The sequence below is a fragment of the Pseudomonas sp. LBUM1678 genome (assembly GCF_059695575.1).
This window is the reverse complement of the sequence record NZ_CP166775.1, coordinates 5,343,648-5,356,823: the sequence shown is the minus strand read 5'-3', so window position 1 is coordinate 5,356,823 and position 13,176 is coordinate 5,343,648. Positions and strand designations below refer to the sequence as shown.

General features: G+C 60.6%; 11 protein-coding genes. 5 read left to right on the top strand and 6 right to left on the bottom strand.

Annotated elements, in window-relative coordinates; all coding sequences use genetic code 11:
- Nucleotides 1-19: 19 nt before the first annotated feature.
- A complete protein-coding gene (locus ACA070_RS24315; protein ID WP_497448647.1) occupies nucleotides 20-763 on the bottom strand; it encodes a phosphatase PAP2 family protein in 744 nt (247 codons plus the stop codon).
- A gap of 219 nt (nucleotides 764-982) precedes the next feature.
- On the opposite strand from ACA070_RS24315, the gene colR reads away from it, so the two are divergent.
- The 5 genes from colR to ACA070_RS24290 all read left to right on the top strand — a co-directional run bounded on the left by colR (nucleotide 983) and on the right by ACA070_RS24290 (nucleotide 4,704).
- Nucleotides 983-1,666 carry a two-component system response regulator ColR gene (gene colR, locus ACA070_RS24310; RefSeq protein ID WP_007938890.1) on the top strand — a complete coding sequence of 228 codons (684 nt, stop codon included), beginning with the start codon at nucleotides 983-985 and terminating at the stop codon, nucleotides 1,664-1,666.
- Nucleotides 1,656-2,930 (top strand): sensor histidine kinase, encoded by a 1,275-nt coding sequence (locus ACA070_RS24305; protein WP_497448646.1) that lies wholly within the window; start codon nucleotides 1,656-1,658, stop codon nucleotides 2,928-2,930. Before colR ends, ACA070_RS24305 begins: the two co-directional genes overlap by 11 nt.
- A 157-nt stretch (nucleotides 2,931-3,087) precedes the next feature.
- Nucleotides 3,088-3,756: a class I SAM-dependent methyltransferase gene (locus tag ACA070_RS24300; protein ID WP_462029992.1), complete on the top strand. Its 669-nt coding sequence runs from the start codon at nucleotides 3,088-3,090 to the stop codon at nucleotides 3,754-3,756.
- A gap of 4 nt (nucleotides 3,757-3,760) precedes the next feature.
- On the top strand, nucleotides 3,761-4,474 hold the full coding sequence (locus ACA070_RS24295; RefSeq protein ID WP_497448645.1) for a lipopolysaccharide kinase InaA family protein: 714 nt from the start codon (nucleotides 3,761-3,763) through the stop codon (nucleotides 4,472-4,474).
- 2 nt (nucleotides 4,475-4,476) lie between these two features.
- On the top strand, nucleotides 4,477-4,704 hold the full coding sequence (locus ACA070_RS24290; RefSeq protein WP_497448644.1) for a hypothetical protein: 228 nt from the start codon (nucleotides 4,477-4,479) through the stop codon (nucleotides 4,702-4,704).
- A 176-nt stretch (nucleotides 4,705-4,880) separates the two neighbouring features.
- On the opposite strand, the gene ACA070_RS24285 is transcribed toward ACA070_RS24290, so the two are convergent.
- From ACA070_RS24285 to ACA070_RS24265, 5 genes are all read right to left on the bottom strand, one after another.
- Entirely contained in the window at nucleotides 4,881-7,916 is a 3,036-nt protein-coding gene (locus tag ACA070_RS24285) for a multidrug efflux RND transporter permease subunit (protein WP_497448643.1), read from the bottom strand.
- 13 nt (nucleotides 7,917-7,929) lie between these two features.
- On the bottom strand, nucleotides 7,930-9,078 hold the full coding sequence (locus tag ACA070_RS24280) for an efflux RND transporter periplasmic adaptor subunit (RefSeq protein ID WP_462028465.1): 1,149 nt from the start codon (nucleotides 9,076-9,078) through the stop codon (nucleotides 7,930-7,932).
- A gap of 296 nt (nucleotides 9,079-9,374) precedes the next feature.
- Nucleotides 9,375-10,472, bottom strand: coding sequence for a DUF1513 domain-containing protein (locus ACA070_RS24275; RefSeq protein ID WP_403100314.1), 1,098 nt, complete (start codon nucleotides 10,470-10,472; stop codon nucleotides 9,375-9,377).
- A gap of 14 nt (nucleotides 10,473-10,486) precedes the next feature.
- Nucleotides 10,487-11,551 carry an imelysin family protein gene (locus tag ACA070_RS24270; protein ID WP_497448642.1) on the bottom strand — a complete coding sequence of 355 codons (1,065 nt, stop codon included), beginning with the start codon at nucleotides 11,549-11,551 and terminating at the stop codon, nucleotides 10,487-10,489.
- Between the two features lie 26 nt (nucleotides 11,552-11,577).
- Nucleotides 11,578-13,005, bottom strand: a complete 1,428-nt coding sequence (locus ACA070_RS24265; RefSeq protein ID WP_497448641.1) for a di-heme oxidoreductase family protein — start codon at nucleotides 13,003-13,005, stop codon at nucleotides 11,578-11,580.
- Between the last annotated feature and the right edge of the window lie 171 nt (nucleotides 13,006-13,176).

The window sequence follows — 13,176 nt, the reverse complement described above, 5'->3', positions numbered from 1 at the left end:
TCCCACATTGATTTGTATTTCAGGCGTTAACCGGATTGGTCTTGGCCATCGCCTCAATCTTGGTCGCCGGTCGGTACAAGATGTAGTAGTAAGACCCCAGACAAATCAACCAGCAAAAAATCGCCGTCCACACGTTATGCGAAAAGAAGTGCGCCCCCTGCATCATCCGGCTCACCGAAAACACCGTCCCCAGTGCAAACGCAAACACAAACGCCTGGCGTGCCAGACGCGGACGACGGTCACGCAAGACAAAGAACAGCGCAAACAGCGTAAACCCGGTCGCCGCATGACCCCCAGGCCAGCAACGGCCAGGCTTGTCTGTTTGCGGGCGCGGGCTGAGCAGTTCGCTGTAGGTTTCGTGGCCGCCGAATTGCTCGAGACTCCACGGGCATTGCACCGCCGTCACCGCTTTGACCGGCGTCACGAACGAGGTCGCCAGCGCCAGAGACAGCACCAGGCAGCCCAGTTCACGTTTGAACGGTTTGAGCCTGTCCACGAAAAAGGCGCCAATGAAGCCGAAGATGGCAAACACCGAAAACGCGATGACCACTTGCTTGGCGCGGTCATGCAGAATGTTTTCAAGGAAGTAACTGTGGCGCCCGATGAAATCCCCGGTGACCGGGTCGTAGAACAGTTTGGCCAGGTCCATGTCCAGGGACGTCAGTTCGAGCAGCAGCAGAATGATCGCCGCAGTGGCAGGTACGCCCAGGCACACCCAGAAGTTGAGCGGTCTGGAAGCGGGGCGGGCAGCGGTCGAAGCCATGGCAATTCCTTGGTCGGTGAAGGGTTCTGGAGAGCGCATCCGCGCGGAGTCTGAGCCCGGTGCTGTCGTCAACGTGTGAATCGATAGTGAAAAACTTGTTAAGCCGTCATCGGCTTTTTCTATCGGATTTACAACTGCACGCAGTCCTAGCCCTGAGCCACACTTGGCCTTAAGCTGCGCGGGCCACGACGGCCGTTACTGTGTACGGAGGAGGTGCCCATGCGCATTCTATTGGTTGAAGACAACCGCGATATCCTGGCCAATCTGGCCGACTACCTGGGGCTCAAAGGCTACACCGTGGATTGCGCGCAGGACGGTTTGTCGGGCCTGCACCTGGCGGCCACCGAGCACTATGACTTGATCGTGCTCGACATCATGTTGCCCGGCATCGACGGCTACACCCTGTGCAAACGCCTGCGCGAAGACGCCCGCCGTGACACGCCGGTGATCATGCTCACCGCGCGCGATCAGCTGGATGACCGGCTGCAAGGCTTCAAGTCCGGTGCCGATGACTACCTGATCAAGCCATTCGCCCTGTCCGAACTGGCGGCGCGCATCGAGGCGGTCATGCGTCGTGCCCAAGGGGGCGGTCGGCGAGCCTTGCAGGTTGGCGATTTGAGCTACGACCTCGACACCCTGGAGGTGACCCGCGAAGGTCGTCTGCTGAAACTCAACCCGGTCGGCCTGAAGTTGCTGGCCGTGCTGATGCAGAAAAGCCCGCATGTACTGCGCCGCGAAATTCTCGAAGAAGCCCTGTGGGGCGATGACTGCCCGGACAGCGACAGCCTGCGCAGCCACGTCCATCAACTGCGTCAGGTGATCGACAAGCCATTCGCCAAGCCCTTGCTGCACACCGTGCACGGTGTGGGTTATCGCTTGGCCGAGGGCCGAGATGGAGTTTAAGCAGAGCCTTGCCCAGCGGATCATCATCGCCTTTGCGTTGATGAGCGCGCTGGTGGCGGGTGCCTTCGCCATGGGCATTGTGGCGACCGTGCACCTGGTGGAAGAAAAGCTGATTTCGGCCGGGCTGGGCGGCGACTTGCAACGTCTGTTGCTGATGGACAGCGTCTCGGACTGGAGCCATCGCCCCGAGCCGGACCAACTTTTCTATTTCAGCGGCGGGCCAGGGGATTTCGAGTTGCCCAAGGATTTGCGGCACCTGGACTCCGGTTTTCACGAGGTCTTTCGCGAGCAGCTGTCGTATCACGCGATGGTCGAAATCGTCGATGGCCGGCGTTACGTACTGCTTCAGGACCAAAGCGATTTCGAAGAGCGTGAGCGGGTGCTGTTTGCCGTGGTGCTGGTGGGCTTCGTGCTGAGCCTGGCACTGGCGGTCTTTCTCGGCTGGGTCCTGGCGCGCAAAGTGATGGCGCCGGTGGTTCGGCTGGCCCGCCAGGTGCGTCATCGCGATCAATTGCTGGGGCTGGCGCCGCCTCTGGCACCGGATTATGCCGCCGACGAAGTGGGCGAACTGGCCGTTGCCTTCGACGCCACCCTTGGGCGTTTGCGCCAGGCGTTGACCCGTGAGCGATTGTTTACCAGCGACGTCAGCCACGAACTGCGCACGCCGTTGATGGTACTGGCCAGTTCCTGCGAGCTGCTGTTGGAAAACCCCGGTATCGACCAGCGTGGCCGAGCCCAGGTCGAGCGAATCGCCCGCGCGTGCGCAGAGATGCGCGAGTTGGTGCAAACGTTTCTGATGTTGGCCCGGACCCAGCGAGAAGACGCCAGCATTGCACCGCAGCAGTCGTTGAGTCAGATCGCTGATGGGCTGCTCAATCAGTGGCGCGAACCGATAGAAGCCAAGGGCCTGAATTTGATCTTCGAGCCGGGCAATCCGCTTGGCACCTGCTACAACGCAACGCTCTTGCACGCCGTCATGGGCAACCTGTTGCGTAACGCACTGCATTACACCGAACACGGCTTCATCCGCTTGACCCTCTCGGCCACGGGTTTCACGGTCGAAGACAGTGGCGTGGGCATTCCCGAGGAAAAACGCGAGGCGATGTTTGAACCTTTCGTGCGCGGCAGCGAAAAGCGCGGCGAAGGCCTGGGGCTTGGGCTGTCACTGGTGCAGCGGATCTGCGAGAACCAGGGCTGGAACGTCAGCCTGACCAACATGGAACCCCATGGCTGTCGTTTTGAAGTGGCGTTGAGTCAAGAATAGAGGTGCCCAAAGCTAAAGGCTCGGTTCGTGCCTGTCGTCCTGAAAAACCTTGAAATGATTGCGTGTTTACATGACAATTTTTTCACAAAGGCATGACCTGACGCTGACACTACGCTACATAAGGTAGATGTCATCAGAAGTACAGGAGACCTTGATGATGGACGGCCCGATCAAACTAGATTTTTCCGAAAAATACGACGACCAGCACGCTCAACGATACTTGCAAAAACATCAGGATGGCCTCGGCCGTCGACTGTCCCACTGGCGGGACGAGCAGCTGGCGCGAAAGGCGCTGGCGCTGGTCGGTGAGCCTGGGCTGGTCCTGGATTTGCCTTGTGGTGCGGGGCGTTTCTGGCCATTGCTGGCGGAAAAGGCCAATCGCGCGATCATCGGAGCCGACAACTCCGAGTCAATGCTGAAGATTGCCACCCAGGCGCAACCTGCCGACGTCGTAAAGCGGGTACAACCCTTACACACGTCTGCATTCGACATCGCCTTGCCCGATAACGCTGTCGACAGCATTTTCTGCATGCGTTTACTGCATCACATCGGTGAAGCCGAGCATCGACTGGCCATTCTGCGCGAATTTGAACGAGTCACGCGTGACAGCGTGATCCTTTCGTTGTGGGTGGACGGTAATTTCAAAGCCTGGAAACGCAAGCGCTCAGAGCGGCGGCGTGGGCAGGAAGGTTATCAAAACCGATTTGTGTTACCGGCGGCCACGGTAGAAAAGGAATTCGAACAGGCAGGGTTTCGTATCCAGGAACAACTGGACTTTTTACCGCTCTATGCCATGTGGCGAGTTTACGTATTACGCAAGAGGTAACAGGATGGCAGTGCAATGTGCAGCAGAAACGGATGTCGCTTCTCAGGACCGCTTCGACTATTTCTGGAATCAGCGCGGTGAATGGGTAGAAGAACCCAACGTCCGTCGCGGTGGAGAAAGTGGCGTGGAGCGTGTCATGGGCAGTGATGGCCAGCTGCTCTACGCCAAGCGGCAGACCGGGCATATCTACCGCAGCTGGCTGCACCCGTTCGGCCGCCCGACCGTGTTGCGCGAACAGGATGCGCTCATTGGCCTGCGCGCGCTTGATGTGCGAGTTCCGGAAATCGTTTTCTGCGGCGCACAGCGCGACCCTGTGCACAAATGGCGCGCATTGCTGGTGACCAAGTCGCTGGACGGCTTTGAGGAACTCGAACACTGGTACGCCGGCGGCGGTCGCGAGCGCCACGGCGAGGTGGTGCATGATCGCGTCTTGAAGGAACTGGCCGACAATCTGGCCCGCATGCACAAAGGCCGTTGGCAGCACAGCTGCATCTATATCAAGCACGTATTCGTGCGGGTTACCGGCGAAGACGACTCAGCCAAGGTCGAGATTGCCTTGATCGACCTGGAGAAATGCCGACAGCGTTTGACCGCCTACCGCGCGGCTGCTCATGACCTGAAGCAACTGCGTCGCCACTCGTCGTTCAGCACGACGGACTGGCGCAAACTCGTCTATTTTTATGAGACGGCGTTTGGCAGCGCTATCAAAGGTTTATAGCAATGAAACTAGAAATTGCGCGAGGTGTTTTCTTGATAGGAGCCTTGGCAGTTGCTTCATTGGCGTTGGCGGCGTGGGAGCAGCCCCGCACGCAAGTCCTCAGTTCAGTGAGTGCTGATGATCACTGTCCGTTGCCACGGGTTGCCAAGGCATCCGTGGCATCCCAACCCGATCATGATTTATTACTGTTCATGTTCGGACTTTCTCAAGGAATGAGGCCACAGAGTTGAACAGATTGAAGCCCAAATAAAAGGCCTCGCCAAAATGCGAGGCCTTTTTTTGTGCCCGAACTTAAAGCCTTGCACCAGACCAATGTGGGAGCCAGCCTGCTGGCGATGGCGGTGTGTCATTCAACACAATGCTGAATGGCGGACCGCTATCGCCAGCAGGCTGGCTCCCACAGGGGTTACTGGTGTTCCTTAGCATCGGGTTTGGCTAGAAGGGTGTAGATGCACGGCAGCACAAACAGCGTGAACAACGTGCCAATCGACATCCCCGTTGCGATCACCATGCCGATATCGAACCGGCTGACCGCCCCCGCGCCCGTGGCAATGATCAACGGCACCATACCGAACACCATCGCCGCCGTGGTCATCAATACCGGTCGTAGCCGAATCGCCGCCGCTTCTTCCACCGCCTCGCGCGGAGTCAGCCCCTTTTCTTTGCGCAGCTGGTTGGCGAACTCGACGATCAGGATGCCGTGCTTGCTGATCAGCCCGATCAAGGTCACCAGCCCCACCTGGGTGTAAATGTTCATGCTCGACCAACCCAGGAACAGCGGAATCAACGCGCCGCAGATCGACAGCGGCACCGTCACCAGGATCACCAGCGGATCACGGAAGCTTTCGAACTGGGCCGCCAGCACCAGGAAAATGATCGCCAGCGCCAGGGCGAAGGTCACCCACAGCGCGCTGCCTTCCTGAACGTATTGCCGCGACGCGCCGGCGTAATCCATGGCAAAACCGGCCGGCGCTTCTTCCAGCGTGATCTGCCGCACGGTGTCGATGGCTTCACCCATGCTGACCAGCGGGACTCCCGCCAGAATGGCTGAGTTGAGTTGCTGGAACTGGTTCAGCTGCCGTGGACGCGCGCGGTCGGTGACGGTGATCAGGGTCGACAGGGCCAGCAGCTCGCCTTGGGTGTTCTTGACGTAATAGTTGTTCAACCAGTCCGGGTTATCCCGAAAGGGTCGTTCGACCTGAGCGATGACTTTGTAGCTGCGACCCTCAATGGTGAAACGGTTGATCTCCGCCTGTCCCAGCAACGTCGCCAGTGTTCCACCGAGGTCCTGCATGGACACGCCCATCTGCGCGGCCTTGGCACGGTCGATATCCACGACGACTTCGGGTTTGTCGAAGGCCAGGTCGACGTCGACGAAGGCGAACTTGCCGGACTCCATCGCCCGTTTTTTCACCCGGTCCATCACTTGCAGCAGCGCTTCGTAATCATTGGCCGTGTTGATGACGAACTGAAACGGCAACCCTTCGCCGGTGCCGGGCAGGGAGGGCAGGTTGAAACCGAAGATCTGCAAGCCCGAGATGCTCTCCAGTTTGCGCTGGACCTCGGGCAGGATTGCCATCTGCGTGCGGTCGCGTTCGTTCCACGGTTTGAGCAGGAAACCACCGATCCCCGATTGCACGCCGCTGAATCCATTGATCTGGAACGAGGAGTAGTACTCGGGAAACTCCTTGAAGATCGTGATGAATTCGTCGGTGTAGGTGTTCAGGTAGTCGAGGTTGGCCGGTTGCGGGGCGTTGGCCAACATGAAAATGATGCCCTGATCCTCGTCGGGCGCCAGTTCCGACTTGGTGAACTTGAGCAGTACCGGAATCAGGCACAGCACGATCACCGCAAACACCAGCACCACCGGCCGGGTGTTGAGGGTGCCGTGGAGCATGCTTTGGTAGCGGCGCTTGAGGCCTTCGAAAATCAGGTCCAGGCGATGGGCCAGGCCGCTGGGGTTTTCATCGTGGCGCAGGAGCAGGGCGCACATCATCGGCGACAGGGTCAGCGCGACCACGCCGGAGATCACCACCGCGCCGGCCAGCGTCAGGGCGAACTCCTTGAACAGCGCCCCCGTGAGCCCGGTCAGGAAACCGATGGGTGCATACACCGCCGCCAGGGTGATGGTCATCGAGACCACCGGCATGGCGATCTCCCGGGCGCCTTCGAGGGCCGCATCCAGCGGCGTCTTGCCTTCCTCGATGTGCCGGTGAATGTTTTCCACCACCACAATGGCATCGTCCACCACCAACCCGATGGCCAGCACCATCGCCAGCAGGGTCAGCAAGTTGATCGAGTACCCCATCATCTGCATGAAGAACATCACGCCGATCATCGACAGCGGAATGGTCACCACCGGGATCACCACCGACCGCAGCGCCCCGAGAAACAGAAACACCACTACGATCACGATCAGCACGGCTTCGAAGAGGGTTTTAACCACCTCGTCGATCGAGGCCTGGATGAACAGCGTGGCGTCGTAGGCAATTTCGCCTTTGAGGTTGGGCGGCAGCTGGGCTTCCAGGTCCGGCATGATCTTGCGCACTTCCTTGATCACGTCCAGCGGGTTGGCGCCCGGCGTGGCCTTGATACCGATGTACACCGAGGGTGTGCCACCGAAGGAACTGATGGAGTCGTAGTTTTCCGCGCCCATCTCGACCCGCGCAACATCGCTGAGCAGCACGCGACTGTCGCCATCGACCTTGAGCGGAATCGCGGCAAACGCTTCGGCGGATTTCAGCTCGGTGTTGGCATTGATGCTGGTGACGACGTACTCGCCTTTCACTTCACCGGCGGCGGAGAGGAAGTTGTACTGGCGCACGGCGTTGGTCACGTCGCTGGCGCTCAGGCCGAAACCGGCCAGTTTCACCGGGTCCAGCCACAGGCGCATGGCGAACACCTGGTTGCCGAGAATCTCCGCTTCAGCCATGCCCGGCAGGGTCGCCAGTTTCGGCTGGATGACCCGCGACAGGTAGTCGGTGATCTGCGGGTTGCTCAGCTCCTTGCTGAAGAAACTGATGTACATGAGTGCCGAGGCGTCGGCGGCTTCCTTGCTCAGCACCGGGTCTTCGGCGTCCTGAGGCAGCTGGTTTTTCACCTCGTTGGCCTTGGCCAGCAGCTCGGTGAACAAGCGGTCGCTGTTGGAGCCGATGCGCGCGTAGATCGAGATCACCGAGAAGTTCTGGCGACTGACCGAGGTCATGTAGTCGATGCCCTCGGCGCTGGCCAGGCTTTGCTGCATCGGTTGGGTGATGTAGCCCTGAATGGTTTCGGCGTTGGCCCCGGGGTACGCCGTGGTCACCGTGATCAGGGCGTTTTCCATTTGCGGGTATTGGCGCAGCGGCAGCTTGCTCCAGGCCTGGAAGCCCAGCAGCACAATCAACAGGCTGACCACGGTGGCGAGCACCGGGCGGCGGATGAACGGGTCAGTAAAAGCCATGTGGATTCCTTGATCAGTCAACGCGAGGCTGACTGCTCTTCTCGGCTAGGGTCTTGTCGTCGCTGATGGCAATGTGTGCGCCGTTGTCCAGTTTGATCTGACCGGCCGTGACCACTTTTTCGCCGTTCTGCACGCCTTTGGTAATCATCACCAGCCCGTCGCGGCGCTCGCCGGTTTCGATGAAACGCCGTTCGGCGATCAGGATCGGCTGGCCCTTGTCGTCTTTTTCGAGGCTGCCGTCTTCGGCTTTTTTCTGCGCGACGACGTAGAGCGAGTTGCCGTACAACGTGTACGTGATCGCGCTTTCTGGCACGACGATGCGCAGCTGCGGGTCGGGCAGCATCACTTGCAGGCTGGCGAACATGCCCGGCAGCAGTTTGCCGTCAGGGTTGGCCAGGGTTGCGCGGACCTGCACGTTGCGGGTGCTGTTTTCGACTTTCGGGTTGATTGCGCTGATGGTGCCGGGGAAGGTTTGTGTCGGGTAGGCCGAGACAATGATCTGCACCGACTGGCCGATGCCGATCTTCGGCACCGACTGCTCGGGCACAAAGAAGTCGACGTAGAGGCTGCTGAGGTCTTGCAGGGTGGCAATCATGGTGCCGCTGGCCACGTAGTCACCGACGTCCACCTGACGAATACCGATGGTGCCGCTGAACGGGGCGAGAATGCGCTTTTTCGCCAGCGACGCCTTGAGCTGGTTAACCGTGGCCTGATCCTTTTTCATGATCGCCGTGAGTCGGTCGAACTCACCTTTGGAGATCGCCTGGCTACCCACCAGTTGACTGCCGCGGTTGTAATTCACTGTCGACAGCCCGAGGTCCGCCATCGCGGTTTCCAGCAAAGCCTTTTCCACGCCGCTGTCGAGTTGCACGATCGGCTGGCCGGCCTTGACCTGCTGCCCGGACTCGAACTGCACATCCATGACGGTGCCGGCGATCTCCAGGCTCAGGTCGACCCCTTGCAGCGCCTTGAGCGTGCCAACGGACGGCAGACGGGCTTGCCACGGGCGTTCGGCGGCAGTGGTCGCGGCGACACTGATCGGCGGTTTCGGCGCGGAAAAGCCTTGAATCATCGTGTAGATGGAGAAGGCTTTGTAACCGGCCAGGACCAGCACGATCAGCAGAACAACACCCAACATGATCAGCATGCGGCGACGCAGCATATTTCCACTTCCTTGGAGAAAATCAGGTGAGACAGTGGGGCACATTACTCCGAGTGGGAGGGTGATTCCAACTGGTAGAAATTACAGCCAGACGGCGCCGCGACCTGTAGATACCGTCTTGAACCTTACCGCGTCGCATGCCCCCCACGACCTGTAGCAGCTGGCGCAGCCTGCGTTCGGCTGCGTAGCAGTCGTCAATCCATTCAACTCGGTATGCCTGATACACCGCGGTGCATGATCTCACGACGGCTGCGCCGCCGAACGCAGGCTGCGCCAGCTGCTACAAGGGACCGTGTTTAGATGAGGTGAAGGTGGTTGTCCCAGAGCCCTGCCGGAAGCTCCAGCGGTTTTGCAACCAGATTTGTCTGGCGGCAATCGTAGTACCGGCAGCGGCCCTGACCCGAGGTCACGACGAACCCATCCGCCACCGCGCCAACCCCGGCGCAGTCGGGAAGCGGAGCATCCAGGCGCACTTCGCCGCTGTCCATGTCCCAGATGAAAAAACGGTTGCCGCGCGGCGCGGTCAACGCGACCAGCCGCAAGTCACTGTGGACCGCAACGCTGGCGGTGTAATGCCCCATCGCCTGCAACTGATGCTCCGGCACCGGAAACGCCACGAACGGTTGGCCTGGACGCTTGATCGCCAGCAGTTCCGAAGACTCGTGGGATGGCCCCATGAACTGCTGACCGGCGACGATGGTGCCGTCGCTGGCGATCCCCAGATGACGCACGCTGTTCATCTGCTGGGCGAGGGTTTCCTTGCTCAGCAGGGTGCCGTCCCGTTGCATCAGCACCAGGCTCGGCTCCATGGCATTGAGGTTCATCTCGACCCGGCTTTCAGCTTCGGTGCGAATGCCGCCGTTGGCGACTACCAGGGTCTCGCCATCCGGCATCCACGACACCTGATGCGGGCCGATACCATGGGTGGAAATCTCGCCGCTGTGCACCAGCCGCTCACCTTCAAACTTGTACACACCCAACAGTCCGCGACCCGGATCGGAGGTGTCGTTCTCGGTGGCGTACAGCCAGTCGCCGCTCTTGTGAATCACCGCGTGACCGTAGAAGTGCCGGTTCGGCAGCGAGGCCACGGTTTGCAGCAGCGTGCCGTCGCGCAGGTCGATCAGGTAACTCTCGGTGCCCGGACGCCGGGCGACAAACAGCGCGATCGGCAGCGTCGGGTGGTTGATGATGTCGTGGCAACGCTGGCCGACCTGGGTGGCGAACACCCGGGTGCCGTCCAGCCGATAACCGACGGCGTAATGCTTGCCGTCGCCATCATCCCGCGCTGAAAGCAGCAGCGGGCTTTTGTCCTTTTGCTTGAACAGCGTCCAGCCGCCCAGTGTCACTGCTCCCAGCAGCAAACTACCTAAAGTCAGAGCCTGACGTCGCAGCATGGCACTCGCCCTCATCAATCACCGTCGTTGGCGTTGAAGCCCAGTTGGATGCCCAGCGCCTTGGCCAGTTCGCCTTCGTGCAGGCGATGGACGACGTTGAGGCTGTCGTAGATGTCGTTGAGTTGCTGGCGCCCGGCGTCCTCGTTGAGCATCTCGGTCAGCGGACGTTGATTGCTGGCGAACAGCTTCAGGGACGCGGCGTAAGCGGCATCGATCTTGTCGGCCAACGGTTTCTGCTCGGTCGGCAGCAGGCCGCGCAGGCCTTTGTTGTCGACGCCTTCCCACACGGTTTTGGCGGCGGCGAGGCTGGCTTCGAGGCCGGTCAGGGACGACTGGCTGCGCCATGCATCGGCCTGGAAGGGTTGCGGCACGCCCTTGCTCTGGCGGCCCATCGGCGTGCCGAGTTTTTTCTTCAGAGTGTCGAGGGCGGTGACCTGGACGCGCAGCAAATCGGCGATGGCCTCGTGGGAATCGGCGTAACGCTGGTTGGGAAATTTGCTCATCTGCGCGAGCATGCCGTCGGTGTTGTTCCAGCTTTGCAGAATCTCTTCGGCCAGCAGTTTCTGACGCTCGCCAATCGCCTTCAACAGTGGGCAGTACTTGGCTTTCTGCGCGTCGTTGGCCACGTCCGGCTTGCTGTCGAACAGAATGTATTCATAGGCCGAGAGGCCCTGCACCACGACGCTGGACTTGGCCAGGGCGGCGGCATCGATCTGCGGTTGCGCGGTGACCAGTTGCTCGACCTGACGGCCGACCAGGTTTTTCTTGTCCGGCCAGAATTGCACCTGCCAGGCGCGATTGCCTTCGGCCAGCGGCCCGATCAGCAGCGGTTGCAGCTCGGCCCAGGCTTTCTGCGCGTGCAGGAAGTCGGCGCGGGCGGTGTCGAGGTTTTCCTTGCCTTCGCAGTAGGCGAGTGCGCTGACAGCCAATTGGCGGTCGGCTTCAACCCAGCGAGTGTAAGTCGGCAGGATCACCGATTTGGCGATGGCGGCCGAGGTGACGGCTTGCGGGTCCTGTGGCGAGCAAGCGCCGAGGGCGAGTGCGGCTAGGCTGGTGAACAACAATTTGGGACGGAACATGTCGGGCTCCCGCTATGGAATACGTATTAAAGGGAATTCAAAAACGCCAGCAACGCAGCGCGCTGCTCAGCATTGAAAGACAAAACCTGTTGCTGGGCCGCTTGCGCTTCGCCGCCATGCCAGAGCACGGCCTCAAGCAGATTGCGCGCGCGGCCGTCATGCAAGAACTGGGTGTGGCCACTGACCGCTTGCGTCAGGCCGATGCCCCACAACGGCGGCGTGCGCCAGTCGCGGCCACTGGCCTGGAATTCGCTGCGGTTGTCGGCCAGGCCGTCGCCCATGTCGTGCAGCAGCAGATCGCTGTAAGGGCGAATCACTTGATTGGCCAGTTCAGGTTCGGCGGCGTTGGCGGCGGTGGTGTATTTCGGTGTGTGGCAGGACTGGCAGCCAGCCTGGAAAAACAGGTTTTTGCCGGCCAGCACTTCGGGTGCGTTGACGTCACGGCGGGCCGGTACAGCCAGGTTGCGGCTGTAGAACAGCACCAGGCGCAGGATGTTATCGCTGACCTCCGGCTCGCCATTCGGGCCGTTGCCATTCGGTGCCTGTTTGCAGGCGGTTTGCGCATCGGTGCAGTCGTCGAAGGGGCGCAGGCTGGTGGTCAGGCCCATGTCGCCGGAAAACGCGTGAACGTTCTGTTGATTGAGGTTTGGTTGCCCGGCTTTCCAGCCGAAGCGGCCAAGCACGGTCTTCTGTTGTACGTCGTCCCAGACCCGGTTCGGACGTCCGGCGATGCCGTTTTTATCCTTGGCCTGCGCCTCGGCGTTGGCGAGGATCGCCTCGTCGGGGATGGCTTCGAGTAAGCCCAGGCCAATCATCGGCGGGGCCACGCGCGCCGAGAAACGGGTGTCGGGTTGCATCGGGCCGTAACCCAGCTGGGTGATGTTCAGGCTGGGTTTGCGTAACTCGAGTTCGGTGCCGTCCTTGAAGCGGATCGGAACGGGGGTGTAGTCGACGCGCACTTTGCCTTCAGGGGTCACGCCGGGTACGGCCATGTCCTGGAACTGGCCGCCGTAGACCGGCTCCGGGACGACGCCGAGCTGCTCGATGACTTTGGCATACGCCGGCGCGTCCGGGATCGACAGGCGCACCAGCATCGATACTGCGTTCACGGCATCGGGCGTCGGCGGATGACCGCGACCGTCCTTGATGTGGCAGCCCTGACAGGCGTTGGTATTGAACAGCGGACCGAGGCCGTCCCGGGCGGTTGTGGTCGACGGGGCGATCACCCAGGGGTTGCGGAAGAAGCTGTTGCCGACACTGAAATCCACGCGCCGTGACGGCGACAGGTTTGCTGAGGGCAGGGAGAAAGCGTTCTGATCGGTCTTGCGCACGGTCGCTGCGCCACCGGACCGGGCTTCACCGGGTTCGGCCTTGGTAAAACGCGGGGCGTCATCGCAGGCACTCAGGCCCATGGCCAGAAACAGTGCGGACAAGCGAAGAAGCAGCGAGGGCATCAGACATCCTGCAAGACGAGCAAAACAAAGGCGCAAAGTCTAACAGGGCAGGGGAGATTGAATAAGAGGAATTATCGTTTGGTTGATGTGGGGCAGGTTTTCACAGAAGACCGAGGCGCGGCCATCGCGAGCAGGCTCGCTCCCACAGGATCTGCGCAAGACCCTGTAGGA